Here is a 19,686-nt window from a genome sequence, read left to right as displayed (position 1 = left end):
TCAGTATAAAAAAAGCCTATTACATTGGGGTAATAGGCTTTGTTATCTAAGCTCCAATACTAACTGATGTGCAGATATTTTGGATTAATGCTTTATTTTTTAGCGACGAAAGGTAAACGCTTTCGTAACGTAATAGGCTCACCGTCAACATCGGCTATCACTGTGACTTCAAACCACGCATCATGCTTTATTAACTTAGCATCGATAGCGAAACTCTTGCTCAAGGGTTTTTCTTCATATGGCTGCATTGTAAAAGCCTCGACATGACGTTCACTCTCATTGCCATGAAACAGGTCAAAAATTACGTGTCCTGACGTAGCACCTGCGAATGGACCATTTAATTGGCCTGATATGGTGAGTTCACCCTCGGCATATTGGGCAGCGATCTGCGGTAATTCAAAACCACGATACTGTTTGGATTTTTGAGTAACAGATTGACTGATCTGTTGCTCATTCCATAAGTAGCTGATATTGGCTGTGATTGTGCTAGCTTGATTAAGCAAACTTGTCTCTACGGGGATTTCCAGTCGCTGGCCAGGTTCTATGGTGATAGTTTGTGCTGCTGAGGACTTATCACCGCCTGTGACTGTTAGGCTTAACGCTATCGTGTCTGTGCTACGGTTGGTTAAAATAACCACCTCTTCGAGTGATGTTAGACTTTGTCCAATCCAGTCAACCTTTAGCTCTAAGCCTGAAAGTTCAGCAAGTGCATCATTTAACCCAGCGCCTGCTTTAGCAAGTACTGGCAACTGCTTTACCATTGCCCCGAGCTCTTTATCGGCAGATTGACGATTTAGTGCCGCGCTATTGAGTGCGTTAAATCCATCTCTCCATGATTTAGGGGCTTTATCACCTGCTTTCCATATCGCTCTAGCAAATCTAAGCGACAGAGAATCACCTTTAAACGCCCAAGCATTTGTTGGTGCCGATACTGTGTAGTCAACTTTGTCGGGGTTTAAATCGCGACCATCATCGATAAAAGGGGTAATGCCATGTTGGTTGTCCGTTGAGATTAAACCAAATGGATTATTAATTAACGTTGTGTAAATTGCGTCTGAGATTGGCTGTTCTGCAATAAAAGTATTTGCACCTTGAGCTTTTAAGGTATAGACAATTTGCTCTTTCTGAATTTGAATTGAAACGCCAAGCTGCGGCTTATCTTGGCTATTTATGCTTTTTACTATGTCTGCAGGCAAGGCTATCTCTTTAATATCTGCTCCAAGTGATTGACCATTAATTACCAAGGTGTTGCCAGTTGCTATTTCGACTCGTAATTGCGGGTCTGTATCGGTATTAGCACCTTTCCATCCAGAAAAGCTTGTTAATTTAGCTTTGGTGTTTTCAGCGGTTGATTGCGCACCTAGTGCCATCCCTATACTGCCTTGGTCTATCTGCGTCTTGTCGAAGTCAATAACAAAGGCAAGCGTTGGCTCAGCAACACCACGCTTTGCGGGTAGGGTTAATGTACTTGCAGCAGCTTGTGGAAAATCAATTTGGAAGGGAGTGAAACTAGGCGCTTGGGCTGGCGTCATGTTAAAGCCCAGGCGCTGCGGTCCATATTCATAGCTGGATTTGCGCTTGTAGAACATATTGCCGTCCATTTCCCATTGACCGCGGGTGGCTACCTCATGAGTTTGAACAATGTTCTCAGCCCATAGTTTAAAGTTATGCTCAAGCCCATTCCAATCTGGAACAATTTCTTGCAGTAGAGCTAAAGACTCTTCTCTACTCGCCGTTTGACGATTAACAATCTCTTGGTGATAGATTTTCATGTACTGCGAGTATTCTGGATTGTTATACATGAATTGTACAAACAGTACGTTAAGGCCACGGTCAAATTTCGCTCGATTATGAATATCGACTAATGTTGGACTTTCTTTTGAATAAACATCGATGCCTTGGCTTACTACATCGAAAATAGGCACATCATGGCCGAATACGGCTAGTTGTTTCTTTTCACTATCAAACACATGGTTAGCTAACGAATCACCTAAGCCTTCGCCATGCCATGATGGTGTCCACGGGTAATTACCAACAGCCATTTGATATGAGTGCATGGTTTCATGGATAGCAATATAGCGGCGGTGCTGAGGTCTTTCGGTTGGGAAACTATAACCGACTTGGTTGTAGTACATAGCTTCGCCGCCAGCATAGTGATGCACGCCCCGATTAAAGCCATCATCGAACATGGCTAAACGCAATTCACCAACACTGGTTGCATAGGTGGAGGCTATACGCTGGTTTTTAATATTCGCCGGTTCTAGGCCAAAGAATTCGACATAATAGGGGTAGGATAACTCGAGTAACTCTAAGAAGAACTTTGCACGCTCTGCTGGGTAGTCGGTTTTTAATGCAAAGTGTTTACTCACATACCAGTCAAATCCATCTGTATTGGCAACTTTTCCTTCACTAAATGTAAAGGGTATTTGCTTACCAACAAAAGCCACATCAATATCGACAACAGTTGACGTTCTAGCATTATGGATCACCTCAGCCTTCATTGCCGTTGGCACTGGTATCGCTTGTACAATATTAAGAGAATAGCTTGATGCCGGTTTATCTGAACCAGGTGTTGACTGCGGTGGGGTACTTTGTGCACAAGCGCTTAAAATAATAGCGGAGGTTAATACGTATATTAATTTCTTTTTCATACAATTCAGTTCCATAATATTAGAATGTATGGCAACGACTCAATAGCATGTTTAAAATAAGAGCTTGTTGATTGTTCTTGTTCGTAAGCTAATTAGAACTAGTCTAAGCATGCTAAGTTGCCACTTATAAAGATCAAATATTTTACAATGTGACGGTATTTATTATATTAATGAATGGAGCAGTATTTAGTGCTTATATAATAAATTCGCAATATAAGTTTTATCGTTTTGTTCAACTCACAATACTATTTTAGGATCCTTTTTCAGGAATGTTACCTTGTCAATTTTTACCAATAGAGGATGATACTTGATATCGTGGATATTGTATACCCTTATCGTTAGCTTTTGAAATTAAATAAATAAAAGTAGAATTATTTGCTTTTGCCGACGATTGGTGGAGGATGAGCTGGAAAGCGGCACGCTAGCAGTTCTAAAAACTAATCTTTGCTCGCAATATGAACCATTGGAATGCAATATTTAACCAGTTTAATCGTTTTGCAATGTGTTACCGCCACATTTTTTTTAGACTAATTGGCAAAGGCTTTTAATTACTATATTTTTTGATATTATCATCCTTAATATTTTTCATCTTGTTTTGCTAACGATTTTTGTAAGCGAGCCGATAGTGGTTAATGTTAATTTGGCACTTTTTAAAAATAAATCAGAATAATAAACCAATAAATGAATTGGAATCGTAATAATTGGGTATCTTATGAGTATTAAAAATTCGATAACAGCAAAAATAGTTGTTTCAACAGCAATTGTTGTCTCTCTGGTCCTATTGTTAACCGCATTTTTTACCGTGCGTTACGTCGCTCAATCAGCTAGCAGTGAACTAGATGATTCGATGGCGGCATCAATCAAGTTGAATGCGACCGAGATTGAAAGTTACTTTAAGCAACACGCAAATGGTGTCGACACGGTCTTTAGAAACGTTGGGCTTATTGATTGGTTTGATAGTCATACTGTCAGCGGCGAAGGATTGGATACGCCTGAATTTGAACGAGTCGTGAAAATTATAGATCGAGAAGTGAAACAAAGTAGCGATATCATCTCGATATTCTTTGGTTCAGGGTTTACAGGTGAGTATTTTGCTGAAGAAGGGGTGTCTGTCATACCTGGCTACAACGTGCTTGAACGTCCTTGGTGGAACGAAGTTAAAGACACTAAGGAGTGGAATGTTAGCCGTATTATCTTTGAGCCAAGGTACAACGAGTTTTATGTGTCTATTAATTTTCCGATTAACAATTTTGAGCAAGATTTCATCGGAGTGGGAGGCGTAGATCTCTATCTTACATCGGTAAAAGACATTGTTTCTGCCATCAATTATAAAGGCCAAGGCCAGGCATTTTTGTTAGACAATAATGGCGATATGGTGGTTTTTCCTGATGAGCAACTGGCTATTGTCGATGTTGAGAATCGCGAAACGGAAAACATCAAACTGGATACATTAGATCGGCAAAATGGCAATAAAGGCTTTATGCAGCTCGCGAAGCAAATGGAACGCGACAGTTATGGCAAGTCACAAATCACGTGGCGGGGTAAGGATTACTATGTGCAGTTTAGTAACGTGGAGGTTACTCAGTTAAGCCTTGATTGGAAACTGGCCATCATGATCCCGGTAGAATACGCCGAAGCGCCAGTGAAGGAATCTGTACAATCTTCAGCTCTGATAGTGTTGCTCATTTTGATTGTCACTTTAGTGGCGGTTTATTTTATGACCTCTATGCTGCTTAAGCCACTTTCTCAGGTGAAGGAAGCCTTAGTCGAAATAGCGGAAGGTGATGGAGACTTATCTAAAACCATTGCTGTTAAAAATAATGATGAAATTGGTCAGTTATCGGAAGCATTTAATAGTTTCGTCAGCCAAATACAAAATATAGTGAGTCACGTACAGGATAGCAGTGCCGAGTTAAAACAGACAACTGCCAACGTGAGTGACATTAGTCAGCTTGCCTCTAATAAAATAGAGGCGTCACAGCAAGAGGTGGCTTCTGCGGTTAATACTATCAACATGATGGCCGAGACAGCCCACGAGATTAAAGAACAGGTATCAAGCGCTCGCCAATCCGCAGAAGTGGCAAGCGACACTTCAAAGCAAGGTCAATCAGTCTTGAGTAACTCAATGGAGGGACTATCAACGCTGAATGTAAACTTTGATAGTGCCGTTCATACCATTGAAGATCTGCGCATGAGCAGCCAATCGATTGGCGAAGTAATGGTGGTGATCCGCAATATTGCTGAACAAACTAATTTATTAGCGTTGAACGCAGCGATTGAGTCGGCAAGAGCTGGTGAGCACGGTCGCGGGTTTGCTGTCGTTGCAGATGAGGTGCGCCAATTAGCCAAACGAACGCAAGAATCGACTGAGAGTATCCAAAGCAGTATTAATGACTTGCAAAGTAAAGCGGTTGCAGCTGAAAGCAGTATGCGATCAACACGTGAGCAAGTTAATCAGTACATGGAAGATACTCAAGTTGTACATACTCAACTGACAGAAATTACCGTTGTCGTGGATGAGAACAGTGAGCATATGCAGGGCATTGTAAATATTACACAAGAGCAAGATCAAGTCTCCCAGTCTATTCGAGATATGATGCAAGAGGTTAATAATATTGGTGAGCAAACTCAAAGTGAAGCGGGCAATTTAATGCAAAGCTGTACCGATCTTGAGATACAAACCGACAAACTGACAGATTTAGTGAGACGTTTTAAAATATAGCGTAACGAAAAAGTCATGAAATAGTGACTAATACAGCTCAACAAGTACCTTGTCTAATCAACAAGGTGCTTTTTAGTTGTCTATTAAGGTAAAATTCGCAGCATTAAGAAAGCAATAAAACCATATAAAGGATAGATACGTGAAGTACGATTGGATATTGTTTGATGCTGATGAAACCTTGTTCCACTTTGATGCTTTTAAAGGTTTGCAGCTGATGTTTTCTCGTTTTAATGTTGATTTCACCGCTGAGGATTTTCAGCAATACCAGTTGGTGAATAAGCCTTTGTGGGTTGATTATCAAGATGGAAAGCTAACGGCTAAGCAGCTGCAAAATACTCGTTTTGAAATGTGGGCAGATAAAATTAAAGTGTCTACTCAGCGACTTAATAGTGAATTTTTGACTGCGATGGCAGATATCTGCACATTGTTGCCAGGTGCCCAGCAGTTGATTGATGCTTTAACGGGCAGAGTTAATATGGGGATCATTACTAATGGCTTCACTGAACTGCAAACCGTGAGGTTGGAACGAGTGGGCTTATTGGATCGTTTTTCTCCATTGGTGATATCTGAGCAAGTGGGAGTCGCCAAACCTGATGTCGGTATTTTTGATCATGCTTTTTCACAGATGGGTCAGCCTAAACGCGATACCATTTTAATGGTTGGCGATAACCCGCATTCAGATATACAGGGAGGTATAAATGCTGGGATCGATACTTGTTGGCTTAATCGACTTGGTGAAGATAAACCTGACAATATCACCCCGCATTACGAGGTTGGTTCTTTAACTGAGCTGCAGCAGTTGTTGAAGGCAAACTAACATTGTTTTTCAAAGTGTAGTAAACGGTTATTAGCTGGCATGCTAAAGTCAGCTATTAAACTTAAACTTTGCTCTTCTGCAAGCTGCATTATCCATTCAAAATCGCGTATGGCACTTTGCGGGTTTCTGTTTGCAAGCCAGCTGTCAAAATTTCGATTACTGTCACTACTGTATTGTCCTTGGTAATTGAAAGGCCCATAGATACATAATTGTCCATTGTCACTTAGATGTCTGCCAACCCCGATAAAAAACTGTCTAACCATCTCCTTTGACATGATGTGCAGCGTATTTGCGGTAAATATGGCATCAATAAGTGGCTGTTCTAGTTGATAGATGGGCCATGGTTGCAATACATCTAGTTCAAGTGGTTTACGTAAATTAGCGCTTGGAGATTCCGCTAGCCAGGCGTTGATCCCTGAATGATACTCCAGCTGATCGCTAGTCTGCCATGTCAGGTGGGGGAGTAGTTTGGCGAAGTGCACAGCGTGTTGCCCTGAACCGCTACCAACCTCCAGCACATGTGATGATTGGCTAAAACTGTCCTGTAAAATTGCAGCAATTGCCGCCTTATTATTTTCACATGATTGAGAGTAGGGAAGAGAACTCACAAATTTATCCTTTTTATCAATGTCACAAGCCGCTATTTAAACTGATAGGAAATAACGGTGCAAGTCTGATTTATAACCGTTATTTTTACTCTTTTATGGGACCAAAAACAACTCTATATAGCTTGTATATTAAATTAAAACAGCCAGATAGTCGTAGGTAGATTTTGTTAAAGGCGTTATTATCAAGTTTAAATCTTATGCCGTGTTTACGGCCATAATGAATGAGGAAATAACGTGGCGATTGAACAAAAAGAGATGATGGCAGTATTGAGCGAGCTTGAGTGTCGCACTAACTTCACTCTCAAAAAAGTGACTGAATATATGTTGCCAAAACTAAAGGAGCCTTTCTATCTGTATGTTGATGGTAAGCAAGCTCAGTTAGTGATCAGGCCCGCTTATGAAGTGTTTAAGGCTGATTTGGCAGCACTTGAGGGGGTTCATGCCAAAGAACAATATTGCCATTATTCTGAAATGACGCGGTTTCCAAAACGAGTACAAAAGAGTGTTAACGGTATTCACTATGGGTTAGCGTTTAGTTTCGACAAGGCCGATTCGGTAAAAGGGTTTATCGCTAAATTGATCGTTATAAATCAAGGTTAATTCAGTGAACTGATTGAGGTTGTAGTGAGAAAAAGTGACAAAAAAATAGAGAATACTATCCGGATCGTATTGACTGAAGTGTGTGAGCGGTTAAAAGGGCAAGTTGTTGGGTTTGAATGGTTGACTCATAAAGTGAATTTCAACAATGTAAACCAGACTTTAACGATTACTTTTATGTTTGATTCTTTCGCATCCCTAAGAAGCGCTAAGGCCCAGCTTAAAACCGATGAAATGGCAAAAGAGGCGGCTAATGCTTTAGCTAAGCAGAATATTCACCTTAAAAATTTTGCTAAACAATGTCATTTCGATACAGACGAACGTAATGGATAGAGAGCATCGAAATATTCTTTGTAAAGATGCTGTTATCTGCAGTTTTTTGTCTGCTTTTTTGTGTTTACTAGGATGTAAGCAAGGTCATTTTTGTTTTGTTGGTTTAGGGTAAACATTTTGTAGCAAGTAATCATTGGCGTTAATGGTAATTGCCAGCCATAATTCGGCGGTAGGGATATCTAGAGTTAAAGGCAGGGAGTTGAAACCAATATGGATACTAATCAAGTGACCCATCAACAGGATCAGATTGATTTCGATGACGATATCGAGATGTTGTCTCGACTTAATCGGAAAAGACTTAAATTCTTTGGCTTAATGCTAGGTATTGTAGCTGGGTTACCCGCCGGTTTTTATGGCGCTCGTTGGGTTTACCAATGGCTTTTTCCAGTTAGTTAATCGATATAGTGCAATAGAAAAGGCTCCATTTAGGAGCCTTTTTAGTGGATTAAAACTTAGTTGCGAGCGATTACTTTGTAGCGGGCTCTGTCGTTAAGTCGATGCTGTAGATTGCAAAACCTGCAACTGTGCTGTCATCTTTAGCAAGTTTAACCATTGTGCGTTGTTGATTTGCTTCAATGAAACTATCAGCAAGTTCGCTGTCTTGGGTTTCAAAGCGAACATCAAGTGTTACGTTAGTGGTGATGGTTTTGAAATCCCAGTTGTAGTCTGCTGAAGGATCAACAGCGCTGTTGTATCCACCTGAACCGTCAGGCTGTGACTCTGCAGTAATGTACTGAGATAGTGCTTCGCGGTTCTCATCAGGAAGTTCAAGTACTACATGATCCGGACCTGTTCCCGCAAATGCACCACCAAAGGCACGGTAGTTATTTGATGCAACAACGAACTCTTTCTCGCTAAGTTCAGCACCAGTAAATACTTTGCCGTCGGCATCGGTGTAAGCTAGGTCAACAATTCGGTTTGCATCAGCATTAACAACGGCGCAGTTGCGGTCATACTTAGACGGCTGAGTGACATCAACTTTGTAAGTTAGACCATCGATAACATCGAAATTATAGGTTGGATGACCTGAACGGTTGATTAGGCTCTGTGGCGCAGTGCTGGTTGGATCAATTTGGTTAAATTGATTTGCACTACACTCTAGCCAGTCTTGTAGCTCAGCACCGGTCGCTTTTACTGCAACCATAGTGTTTGGATACAAGTATAGGTCAGCAGCGTTACTGTATGTCAGTTCACCTGCTTCAACCATAACAAATTGGCTAGCATCACCTTCTTCATAACGCCCACCGGCTTTAAAAGGTGCAGATGCTGACAATACTGGTAGTTTCTTCAGATCTTCATCAGTACCAGCTTGAATTTGCTGAGTCACTTTAGCAATCTGTGCATCAGAAACAATCTGTACCGTAGGATCATCTTGAACCAGAGTTAAGAAGCTGTACATGTCAGCTGTTGCTACACCAATAGGCTGGTTTACAAACTCTAAAGTTCCTTGGTGTTCAAGTTCAACAGCGTCGCGGATTGATTGCTCGCCAGTAACCAACTCTTCTTTGTTTGCTGTATCGTAAACAGGGCGCGCTTCAGTTTGCGACTCTTCATGGTAAACATTCCATTTACCGTCTTCTTTGCGAAGTTTAAGGTCAACAATACCTAAGTTGTCACCCCAGCGACCAGGCATAACAGCAGGTACGCCGTTCAATAGACCCTTTTCAACGTCAGTGTTAGGTAAATCAGCGTACTTAGCATCAGGGAAGATAGAGTGGCTGTGACCAAACATGATAGCGTCAATGTCTTCTACATGAGTCAAAGCATAAGTTGCGTTTTCTGCCCAAGCATCACCTGGGTTATCGCTAGAGCCAATACCTGAATGCGGGATGGCGATAATTACATCAGCGCCTTCAGCTTTCATTTGTGGGATGAATTTTCTCGCAGCCTGAGTAATACCAAGCACCTCAACTTCACCATCTAAGTTTGCTTTATCCCACTGTAGAATTTGTGGTGGAACAAAACCGATATAACCGATCTTAATGGTGTGCTCATTACCATTACTGTCGACAACTACTTTGTCGGTAATGAGATAAGGGGTGAACATGTTGTCCGCAAATTCGACTTCATTCCAACAACCATCTTTGTTGGCACAGATAACGTTAGCGTTAATGTAGGGGAAATCTGCACCGGCAATGGCTTTCTCTAGGAATTCTAAGCCGTAGTTGAATTCATGGTTACCAATATTACCAACAGCGTAGTCTAGGGTGTTCATCGCTTTATAAGCAGGATGAGTATCGTTTAGGCCAGCGCTAGCGATGTAATCGCCCATTGGGCTGCCTTGAAGTAGATCACCGTTGTCGACCAGTACTGAGTTTGCTTTTTCTGCGCGGGCCTGGCTGATCAAGCTAGCTGCTCTTGCTAGACCGATTGTTGGATCTTCTTTACCACTGTAGTAGTTAAAATCCATAATGTTAGTGTGCAGATCTGAAGTTTCAAGAATTCGAAGATCAACCTGAACCTCACTGACTTTGTTGTCATCATCGTCTGAGCCACAAGCCGTTAGACCAAGTGATGCTGCGATAACTACTGCTAAAACTTTTTTGTTTAACATATCCATTCTCTTATATTTGTTTAGACCCCAAGAAGTGATTGCTCGCTTCTTAAACTGTTAATAGGTTTATTTTTGGCATAACTCACTATTAACGAGCGTGATTATAAGGACTATTTATGTGAGTTTTGTGATCTATAGCATGCTTTGCTTGTATCAATTTGTGACACTCAAAGTAACTGATTTGTTAGCTGTTTTATTAGTCGTTAAGAGTGTTGTTTGTAATGATTGTGGTGATTTTAGGTGTGTTTAGTGTGGCTTTTTTGTGTTTCTTTGTTATTGCCGCTGAAGGTGCGCTATGTGTGCTGTGTTTATTACTGGAGAGATAAGTGAAAGGCGAGAGGTATTTTGGGGGCAATCAGCAAACTAGCAGAATTGAGCTCAACGTCTACAATATGTTGGCTGGTTATCATTTATTTTAAAGGCTTGAAATAGAACTTTAACAGCTATCAGGAATCACATACTCACGGATTGAGTCGAACCTACTTGCTCACTTCGTTAGTAAAAAAGACTGGCTGCTAGAGGTTTTGACGTTGAACCTAATTGGTTCGTCATTTACTACACCTCAGGCTAGTCCACTAAAGAGGGCGCAAGTTAATGTCATTGTCTAAATTTAGTATCAAAGAAGAGCGACTTTTGTTTTCTAAAGAGCAGAGCCATGCTTGGATCACTAACTCGCCAATCTGTACAAAAATTATCGACCTTGATTTTAATTTGCAGTATATGAGTGCTGCAGGTATCAATAGCCTTGGTATTACTGATGTTACTAGCTATTACGGTAAACCATACCCTTTTTCTTTTTATCCGAAATGTTTTCGCGACGAGATGTTGAAAAATATTATCAATGCTCGTGATTCAGGTAAGATCATTGAGCAGGAAGCTGCAGTGGTCGACATGGATGGAAATGAAGTCTGGTTTCACTCCACTATTTCACCGTTAAGTGAAAGTGGAGATGGTATTGATCACTTGATGATTGTTTCAATTGACACCACAAAACAAAATTTGGCTAGGCAGGAGCTTGAGCAACTTAATCATGAATTAGAAGCTAAAGTGTATAAGCGTACTCTTGAACTGGAGTTGGCTAACAAGCAGTTATTTAAGCAAGCTGAAACAGACTTTCTAACGCAGCTATATAATCGTCATGCTTTTGATAGATACATTGGCGAAAACATTGCTAGGGCTAAGGAAAACCAGCAAAGCTTGTCACTCTTAATGATAGATATCGATCTGTTCAAGCATTATAACGACTTATATGGTCATGACACTGGTGATATTGTTCTAAAGAAAGTAGCTTATACCATCGATACTTCACTGCTAAGGAAAGCAGGCATTGCCGCTAGATATGGTGGTGAAGAGTTCGCGATATTGTTGCCAGAAACAGATATAAATGCAGGTTTAGACATTGCTGAGAGAATTCGCGCTAATGTTGAGCATTTAAACTTGCTAGATGGGCAACACAGCAAGATGAATAACCTGACGGTCAGTATCGGTGTGGCTGCATTGAAAGGCGACAAACTCAATGCTACTGATTTGCTTAAGTACGCGGATAAAGCACTTTATATGGCTAAAAATGGAGGTAGGAACAACTGTGCGGTATGTATTGCAGAGACATGAATTTGTTAATGATGAGATTCTCCATCGTTACTTTTATAGGTGTTTTTGCTTAAGCTTCTATACAAATAGAGGCGTGTAATAGCAGAAGTGATGTCTTTCTATTTTATATTTGAATTAATATAAAAAACCGAGCCAATTTATGACTCGGTTTTTAAGTTCTGAGTTTACTATTTCGCTAGTTCATCCAAGGCAACATGCGACGTGAGAATCGATCTGCTTGGCCAAGGCGAATGGCTGATTGATGACGCATTCTATATAGCGCCTGATAACAAAGTGGTACCAGATATAAACTGGTTACGGTAGAGAATGTCAGCCCCCCAATAATGGCAATTGCCATCGGCGAGTATGAAGGGCCGCCGCCACCGAGCTGAGTATCACCCATCGCCAGAGGTACCAAACCTAATACTGTGGTGCCCACCGTCATTAATACAGGACGTAGTCGGGTATTACACACTCGACTGATGGTTTCTGACAGCTTATCGAGCTCAGGATTAAGCTGGTTTATTTGGTCGACTAATACGATGCCGTTGTTGACCACAATCCCCATCAAAATCAAAATCCCTATCATTGCCATTATCGACATTGGGGTGCCGGTAAATAGCAGTGCCCAAAATACCCCGGTAATCGAAAATAGGATTGAGGTGATAATTGCAGTTGGTAGCAGCAGTGACTCAAATAATGCTGCCATCACAATATAGATCATTGCGATAGCTAGAATCATGTTAGTTGCCATGACTGCCTCATCTTCATCTTGTTTTTGGAATCCTCCGCGTAACGAATAGCCGTAGCCTGCAGGAAAGTTAATCGTCTCCATGACCTGGGTGATCTTCTCTTGCGCTTCTTCGGTGGTGAGGTCATCGAGATTGGCGCCAATCGATAACGCGGTTTGTCTGTCGTAATGGCGAATCGTGTCAAATCGAGGCTGGATCTTGATATTAGCCAGACTGTCTAGCGTATAAACACGATTATCGATACGGATGATCGGCAGTTGTTTCAGTTTTTCCAGTGACAAGCGCCACTGCTGCTCGTAGGCCATCTCTATCCGAAGTTCTCCATTTGGATCATGACGGAATGAGCGCAGTTGAGAGCCTCTAAGTGCCATAGAGATGCTTGATGCCACTTCATTCAATTTAAGATCCAGTCTTGCCGCCATTTCACGGTCAATTCTGATCACCACCTCTTGTTGAGCGCCGCTAAGCTCTGAACGGACATCGGTTAGCCCTTTAACAGCACTAAGCAATGGGATCACTTGTTCGCTGATATGAATGAGCTCGGAGGTAGAACGGCCAGTCAACGAGATGCGAATGCCGTTGTTTTCTCCACCCCAACCAAACTGCGGTTTTGCGATAGCAAATTTTGGAAAACCTTCTCGGATCATCTTTTTCAAGGCTTTCATATCAATCTCTATATCTTCTTTTAGCAGTAAGGTCGATTGACCTCTGTCTGCAGAAAAGTAGCTATAAACCGAGTCGATGTAGAATTTGTCTTGGTTGGCGTACAGATAATCCTCCATTTTATCGATCATCTTCTCGGTGACATCTAGGCTATGGCGCCCCTCAACCTGGTAATTGATGTAAAGGCGGTTGTTGCCTTCGCCATCAGATTGATCTTGTTTCACCATTGATAGGGGCAATGCGGTAGAGCCAAGCAAAATTAATGCGATAACACCGGAGGTTTTTGGTCTCGATAGTATCCAGTTAAGACTATTAAGATAACGCTGTTGTAACTTACTTTCGTGCACTTTTTCCGGCAGGTTAAACTCCATTTTACTGAGCATCAGTGGTAATAGCGTCTTGGCCACTAATAGTGATGCTGCCAGTGAAATACAGATAGCAATTGCGACATGCTCAAGGAAAATAGTGAGCTCAACCTTCACCCCAAAAATATTGGGTAAGAATACGATAGCGGTGGTTAAGGTACCTGCTAGTACCGCTAACGACACTTTATCAACACCGTTTAGTATCGAACTGTTATCACTAGCTTTAGTTTTCTTGGCGGTAGGATCTGATTTTTGCAGCTGCTTTTCTTGCAGTACACTTTCGGTGACGACCACAGCGTTATCAATCAGCATTCCTACAGCGAGTAATAACCCCATCATAGAAAGGATGTTCAAGCTGTAACCGAGTAGATACATCGCAGCCAGCGTCATACAGATCGCAATCGGCACTGATGACACGATCACCAAGGTCATCTTAAGGTTACGCAAGAACAGATACAGCACCACAAAAGAGAGCAGGGCACCAATCAAACCCGCGGTTAGCAAGTCGCGCAGTGATGAGGTAACTCCATACGCTTGGTCTTCCATCACAAACAGCTTAACGCCTTGGAACTGGGGATCTTGCTTGGCGTTTTCAATCACTTTCAACACCCGCGCAGAGACATCAACTAGGTTTGCGCCGGACTCTTTAAATACATCGAGTCCTACTGCATAGTTTTGGTCTAGGTGGCGACCATCTAAACGCTCAGGTAACGAGAAACTCACTGTTGCTATATCACCGAGGGTAATTCCTGGGGTCAGTACTAGCGAGTTTATTTCATCGAGATTCCTAAATTCACCTTTAGGCGAGACTTGATAGACTCGGGAATCTGTCTTTAACACACCGGCACTAATGACAAAGTTTTCTTGTTGCATACGGCGTGTCAGCTCTCTAATCGAGATATTACTGGCCGCCAGTTTGTCTGCATTAATGCGGATCTCTATCTGTTTTTGCTCAACACCGTAAAGGGTAACTTGTGATACACCTTCAACGCGTTCAAGTGGTCTTTTGAGCTGCTTATCAAGTAAGTCAAAAGCGCCTGATAACTCTCTATCACTCGATATTCGTAAATTGAGAACCGGCATATCGGCGGTGCTGAACTGTCTGATAAACACCCTTTCAACATCTTTGGGAAGCAGATGACGTACAGAGTCTACTTTTTCGCGTGCTTCTAGGCTTTTAGTAGCTACATTTTCTCCCCACTTCATTCTGAGCTCTATCTCGGCGCCATTTTGCGAAGAGCTTGAACGCAGCTCTTCAATGCCACCCATAGTGGCCAATGTTTCCTCTAATACACTGGTTATATCGCGCTCAACCTCTGAAGGAGTTGAGCCTTTATAAGGCACTTCTACAATCACTTGCGGAATATCGATGCCAGGAAACATCTCTAACGGCAACAAGCGACTAGAAGCGAGACCGAACAGTAATATAGCGACAAAGAACATCGCCGTGGTGACTGGCCGTGCGATAGCTAGGCGGGTGATATTCATGCTTGACCCCCTTCGATAGCGGGCTCATTAGCACTTTCTTGCTCTACTTCATTATTTGCATAATCTTTGCGGTCAAACAGCGCGTAGAGCACAGGGATCACCACTAGCGTAAGCAGTGTCGATAGCGATAGGCCAAAAATAACAGTTATGGCCATCGGAGCACGCACTTCACTGCCATCACCTAATCCCAGTGCCATAGGAGACAGGCCCAAAGCAGTTGTCATCGTGGTCATGATGATAGGGCGCAGGCGTGACTCGGCGGCGTTGGTGATCGCGGTTAGCTTATCTTGCCCCGATTGACGTAGCTGATTAATCCTATCGACGAGTACAATTGCATTGTTAACCACAATACCCGCTAGCATAATCAGTCCAATAAATACCACCACACTTAAATGTGTTTGGGTAATGTAAAGTCCTAAAATACTGCCACCTACCGCCATTGGTACCGCGATAAGAATGAGTAGCGGGTGTAACAAAGACTCAAACTGGCTAGCCATGACGAGGTAAACCAAAAATACAGCCAGCACTAAGGCTATTTGTAATGACTGGAATGAATGCTCCATCTCTTCATTTTGGCCACCAAAACGGGCCTGAATAGAAGTCGGCAGCGTTTGGTTAGCGAGAATTTCACGGGCGGTCAATACTGCGTCATTCAAGTCACCATAGGCTAAGTTAGCAGAGACAATCGCGACTCGCTGCTGACTAATTCTATTAATCGCCGATGGGCCAAGTTTAAGGCTGACATCTGCGACAGCACTGAGTGAAATAGGGTGACTACTGTTTGGATTAATGATCATCGAATCGATATCACTAATTTGGTTACGCTCATCAAGTTCGCTGCGCACTAGAATATCAATCTTACGGTCACGAACCGTATATTGACTGGCAATCGTGCCGCCAATTCGTTGTGCAATCCGGTTTGCCACAGATGGTGCGTCCATGCCTAAAGCCGCGAGGCGTTGATGGTCAAATCGAATACTCAGTTCAGGCTGTCCATCTCTTAGGCTGGTGTTGATGTCTGCAAATCGGTCAGAATCAGATAGTGCGTCCACTAGATTATCTGCAGTGGATTTAAGCTGCGCCAAATCGTAACCAACCAGCTCTATCTCCAATGGAGTTTTAAAGCTAAATAGCTCAGGGTGCTGAATTTTAGCTTCAAGCTCCGGGATCCGCATTGCTGTGGTGCGAAGTTTCTGAGTGACAGCTTCAAACGCGTCGTGATCTGCCAATACGACTTGCAGACGTCCCCAGTTCTCGCCGCCTCGAGAGGTGTCTGATGTCATCAGTCCGCCGCTTCCGGCTTGACTATAAGCATGCTTAACATCTGCTCGGTCTTTAATAGACAGTGCCAGTGTGCGCAGTACTTTATCGGTTTCTGATACTTCAGTCCCTGGTGGAAGCAACACTTCGACATAGAACTCGCCCTGATTCATCGGCGGTATAAGCTCCATACCGAGTCTTGGTACCAATAGGGCCGCGCCAGCAGTAATGGCAATAGCAATGGATAAGGTCAACACCCTGAATTTAAGCGCGCCAGCCAATAAGCGATGATAACCACTTTCAAGCACACCATAGACCCAATTAAAGGCACTACTTAATGGACGCATAACCAGCCCTACAAGCCAAGAAAGGCTGCGGCCAATAATCAGTGCTAGTGTTAACAGTGCGCTTGGCAGATAGTTAAATAGCAATACAAATGGGAACGAGAACACGGTAGCGCTGTAATGCTTAAGCTTATCAAGCTTGGTTTGTGGCTTTTGTTTCTCAGTTTTGGCCATAAGCGGCGGTAGCGCTTTAAAACCCTCACGTGATGCAAGCATTGGAATGGTGGTCAGCGCAACAAACAGTGATGCCAATAGCGCAAAGGTGACGGTCAGAGCTTGGTCAGAGAAAAGCGCACCGGCAACACCATCAACAAATACTAAAGGCACAAATACCGCAAGGGTAGTGAGTGTCGATGCGAAAATTGCACCTGATACCTCTTTCGTACCCGTTACAGCCGCATCAAGTTTATTCATGCCCAGTGACTTACAGCGGTCGATATTTTCCAGTACCACAATGGCATTATCAACCAGCAAGCCGACTGCGAGTGCAATTCCGCCAAGCGACATAATATTTAAGCTGATATCAGCAAAATACATCATGTTAAAGGTGGCAATGACGGAGAAAGGAATAGAAATTGAAATAATCAGTGTAGGTATAATATCTCGTAAAAATAGGTAGATAACTAACATAGACAGCAAGCTACCGATAAGCGCTGCCGAGGTGACTTCATTCACTGCGCTTTCGATAAATTCAGATTGGTCGTAAATGACCTGCAGCTCAGCTTTAGGGCTATTTTTGTTTAGTTTATTTATCTCATCTGTGACTTTGCGTGCTACGGCTACTGTATTGGCGTCACCCTCTTTGTAAATGGCGAGCTCAATTGATTCTCTATCACCAATACGAGTAATATCGTTGCGCTCTTTATGGGCATCAACTATCTCAGCGACTTCAAAGAGTCTGACTAAGGTCTGCGCATCGCGATAAATAACAATCTGACCTAATTCATCAAGCGAGTTGAATTGGTTTAGAGTTCTAACTAAATACTCTTTATCGCCTTGAATAACTTTACCGGCGGAGAGGTTAATGTTCTCTTCTGCAATACGGCTACGAATGAGATCAGCACTTAAGTTAAGCTGTGTTAGCTTTTGCTGATTAAGTTGAATATGGACCTCTTGCTGTAACCCGCCAGATAGCCGTACTGCGGCGACACCTGATAATGATTCAAGCTGTCTTTTAAGCTCCTCTTCCGCATAGGTACGCATCTGCTTGAGCTCGCTATCGCTCGCAGATTTAGCCACATCACCATCAACGTTTGGAACTGAAAGCGCGAGGCGAACTATGGGGTCAAGGTTTGGATTAAAGCGCAGTAATAGCGGTTTTTTTACATCCAGTGGCAGTTCGATGGTATCGAGTTTTTCTCTGACATCGAGACTTGCCATATCCATGTCTGTGCCCCACTCAAATTCGAGTACCACATCAGACATCCCTGAACGAGAGATAGAGTTTATTTTACGTAAGCCTTTGACAATCCCCGCCGCTTCTTCGATGGGTTTTGAGACTAACTGCTCCACTTCAACTGGCGCGGCACCCACATATTGAGTACGAATAGTAATGGTTGGATAACTTAAATCAGGCAGTAGTTTCACCGCGAGACGTGAGAAACCAACCATACCAAAGAGAATCACGGCAAACATAAACATCCACACTGTGACAGGACGGTTTACCGAGGTTTTTATTATCGACATAGCGCGCTCCGAGTCTATTTAGCTGATGCAATATCTAAAGAACCAATCACTTCAACCAGTGACTGATCTTTAAGATTTTGATGACCACGGATAACGATTTGTTCGCCAGGCTCTATACCTGCAACCACTTCAACAGTATCAGCCTCACGGTAGCCCAAAGTCACAGTACGACGGTTGGCGTTGCTACCATCGATGACGTACAGTGCAAACTCATTGTCTTGATTAACTAGCGCGTTATAAGGAACGGTAATCACGTCATTGTGGGTGTCATAACGCAGTTCTACACGAGTGAACATACCGGCTTTAAGCGTGGCTTTTCGATTGGGTACTGACAGCGTCACTTTAAAGGTGCCGCTTTGAGCATCAACAATAGGGCTAATGCGAAGAACGGTAGCGTGAGTGGTGTCTTTAGTGTGTTTGTTGGCAAATATCTGTGCATCTTGGCCTAAACGAAGGTGCTGCAATTGTTGCTCAGGCAGATGTACAATGCCGTATAGCTCATCTTGATTAACGATATAAAATAGCTCATCAAACTCTTTTGCCATGTTGCCAGACTTAACAAAGCGGGTCGCGACTACGCCGTCAATCGGTGAGCGGATCATGCTTTCTTGTACGTACAAAGCTGCCAAGTCGCGTTTAGCCATGGCTGCTTGCAGGTTGTATTCGAGTTTAGCCATCGAGTCTGCACTGAAGAACTCTTTATTGCTGATTTTTTTGAGACGGTTAAGTTCTTGCTCAATAATTTCAACTTCCGCCTGTGAACGGTCTAAATCAAATTTCTGTCTTTTCGAATCGATTACCGCAAGTAATTGACCCTTAGTGACGCGATCGCCTTCCTCTACACTAATAGATTGGATAAGACCGGCAACACGGGTAACGACTTTTGCTTCTTCTGGTGCTTCAAGTGTCGCGGTAGTGCTATAAAAAGAGGATACATCGCCTTGAATAACGGTTGCAGTTTCTACTGGAACGGCATATTTTTCTTCTTCCTTTACCTCTTCTTCTGCACCACATGCAGAAAGTAGCGCGGCAAGCATAATTGGTAGGATAATTTTGTTGTTATTAAGTGCTTCCATGTCTTTAAACCCATTTAAGTTGTTTCATTACCCCTTACAAAGCATTATATGTGCCAATGTGAATATTGCTTTAAATACAGGTGGTTATGTTTACTCGTGAAGTTTGAGTTGGTTGTTTTTGTAACTAATGTAGCGAAAAAGTTTATTTGTTGCGGTTTTTAACAATCGATACAGGAGCTC

Annotated in this window: 12 protein-coding genes; 6 read left to right on the top strand and 6 right to left on the bottom strand. The window is 42.6% G+C overall.

Annotation, left to right across the window (positions count from 1 at the left end):
* Positions 1–92: 92 nt before the first annotated feature.
* On the bottom strand, positions 93–2,651 hold the full coding sequence (locus L2730_RS13195) for a hypothetical protein (protein ID WP_248975018.1): 2,559 nt from the start codon (positions 2,649–2,651) through the stop codon (positions 93–95).
* A gap of 712 nt (positions 2,652–3,363) precedes the next feature.
* Between L2730_RS13195 and L2730_RS13190 the strand changes: the two genes are divergently transcribed.
* Together L2730_RS13190 and yjjG are read left to right on the top strand one after the other, a co-directional pair.
* Complete coding sequence (locus L2730_RS13190; RefSeq protein ID WP_248975017.1) at positions 3,364–5,373, top strand: methyl-accepting chemotaxis protein; 2,010 nt, start codon at positions 3,364–3,366, stop codon at positions 5,371–5,373.
* Positions 5,374–5,512: 139 nt separating this feature from the next.
* A complete protein-coding gene (yjjG, locus tag L2730_RS13185; RefSeq protein ID WP_248975016.1) occupies positions 5,513–6,190 on the top strand; it encodes a pyrimidine 5'-nucleotidase in 678 nt (225 codons plus the stop codon).
* Here the strand turns inward: yjjG and L2730_RS13180 are convergent.
* Positions 6,187–6,798, bottom strand: coding sequence for a DUF938 domain-containing protein (locus L2730_RS13180; RefSeq protein ID WP_248975015.1), 612 nt, complete (start codon positions 6,796–6,798; stop codon positions 6,187–6,189). The two genes, yjjG and L2730_RS13180, sit on opposite strands and share 4 nt — an antisense overlap.
* A gap of 234 nt (positions 6,799–7,032) precedes the next feature.
* Between L2730_RS13180 and L2730_RS13175 the strand changes: the two genes are divergently transcribed.
* The 3 genes from L2730_RS13175 (at position 7,033) to L2730_RS13165 (ending at position 8,124) form a co-directional block, all read left to right on the top strand.
* A complete protein-coding gene (locus tag L2730_RS13175) occupies positions 7,033–7,398 on the top strand; it encodes a hypothetical protein (RefSeq protein ID WP_248975014.1) in 366 nt (121 codons plus the stop codon).
* 24 nt (positions 7,399–7,422) lie between these two features.
* On the top strand, positions 7,423–7,728 hold the full coding sequence (locus L2730_RS13170) for a Fis family transcriptional regulator (RefSeq protein WP_248975013.1): 306 nt from the start codon (positions 7,423–7,425) through the stop codon (positions 7,726–7,728).
* A 210-nt stretch (positions 7,729–7,938) separates the two neighbouring features.
* Positions 7,939–8,124, top strand: coding sequence for a hypothetical protein (locus L2730_RS13165; RefSeq protein ID WP_248975012.1), 186 nt, complete (start codon positions 7,939–7,941; stop codon positions 8,122–8,124).
* A gap of 70 nt (positions 8,125–8,194) precedes the next feature.
* On the opposite strand, the gene L2730_RS13160 is transcribed toward L2730_RS13165, so the two are convergent.
* Positions 8,195–10,282, bottom strand: a complete 2,088-nt coding sequence (locus tag L2730_RS13160) for a bifunctional 2',3'-cyclic-nucleotide 2'-phosphodiesterase/3'-nucleotidase (RefSeq protein WP_248975011.1) — start codon at positions 10,280–10,282, stop codon at positions 8,195–8,197.
* 594 nt (positions 10,283–10,876) lie between these two features.
* Between L2730_RS13160 and L2730_RS13155 the strand changes: the two genes are divergently transcribed.
* Positions 10,877–11,893 carry a sensor domain-containing diguanylate cyclase gene (locus tag L2730_RS13155; RefSeq protein WP_248975010.1) on the top strand — a complete coding sequence of 339 codons (1,017 nt, stop codon included), beginning with the start codon at positions 10,877–10,879 and terminating at the stop codon, positions 11,891–11,893.
* Between the two features lie 175 nt (positions 11,894–12,068).
* Here L2730_RS13155 and L2730_RS13150 read toward each other — a convergent pair whose 3' ends face one another.
* Genes L2730_RS13150 through L2730_RS13140 form a run of 3 tightly spaced genes read right to left on the bottom strand, consistent with a single transcriptional unit; the run spans position 12,069 to position 19,506 of the window.
* Positions 12,069–15,140 carry an efflux RND transporter permease subunit gene (locus L2730_RS13150; protein ID WP_248975009.1) on the bottom strand — a complete coding sequence of 1,024 codons (3,072 nt, stop codon included), beginning with the start codon at positions 15,138–15,140 and terminating at the stop codon, positions 12,069–12,071.
* Entirely contained in the window at positions 15,137–18,430 is a 3,294-nt protein-coding gene (locus tag L2730_RS13145) for an efflux RND transporter permease subunit (protein WP_248975008.1), read from the bottom strand. The genes L2730_RS13150 and L2730_RS13145 overlap by 4 nt, the downstream gene beginning before the upstream one ends.
* 14 nt (positions 18,431–18,444) lie before the next feature.
* Positions 18,445–19,506 (bottom strand): efflux RND transporter periplasmic adaptor subunit, encoded by a 1,062-nt coding sequence (locus tag L2730_RS13140; protein ID WP_248975007.1) that lies wholly within the window; start codon positions 19,504–19,506, stop codon positions 18,445–18,447.
* Positions 19,507–19,686: the final 180 nt, after the last annotated feature.

The organism is Shewanella kaireitica (assembly GCF_023284045.1).
Classification (GTDB): domain Bacteria; phylum Pseudomonadota; class Gammaproteobacteria; order Enterobacterales; family Shewanellaceae; genus Shewanella; species Shewanella kaireitica.
The sequence above is the reverse complement of the archived record's forward strand: the minus strand, read 5'-3'. Positions and strand labels throughout refer to the sequence as shown.

What these genes read in the sequence shown, in the direction of transcription:
- L2730_RS13195 (WP_248975018.1), bottom strand. Translation starts at nt 2,651, where the DNA reads ATGAAAAAGAAATTAATATACGTATTAACCTCCGCTATTATTTTAAGC.
- L2730_RS13190 (WP_248975017.1), top strand. Translation starts at nt 3,364, where the DNA reads ATGAGTATTAAAAATTCGATAACAGCAAAAATAGTTGTTTCAACAGCA.
- L2730_RS13165 (WP_248975012.1), top strand. Translation starts at nt 7,939, where the DNA reads ATGGATACTAATCAAGTGACCCATCAACAGGATCAGATTGATTTCGAT.
- L2730_RS13160 (WP_248975011.1), bottom strand. Translation starts at nt 10,282, where the DNA reads ATGTTAAACAAAAAAGTTTTAGCAGTAGTTATCGCAGCATCACTTGGT.
- L2730_RS13155 (WP_248975010.1), top strand. Translation starts at nt 10,877, where the DNA reads ATGTCATTGTCTAAATTTAGTATCAAAGAAGAGCGACTTTTGTTTTCT.
- L2730_RS13150 (WP_248975009.1), bottom strand. Translation starts at nt 15,140, where the DNA reads ATGAATATCACCCGCCTAGCTATCGCACGGCCAGTCACCACGGCGATG.
- L2730_RS13145 (WP_248975008.1), bottom strand. Translation starts at nt 18,430, where the DNA reads ATGTCGATAATAAAAACCTCGGTAAACCGTCCTGTCACAGTGTGGATG.
- L2730_RS13140 (WP_248975007.1), bottom strand. Translation starts at nt 19,506, where the DNA reads ATGGAAGCACTTAATAACAACAAAATTATCCTACCAATTATGCTTGCC.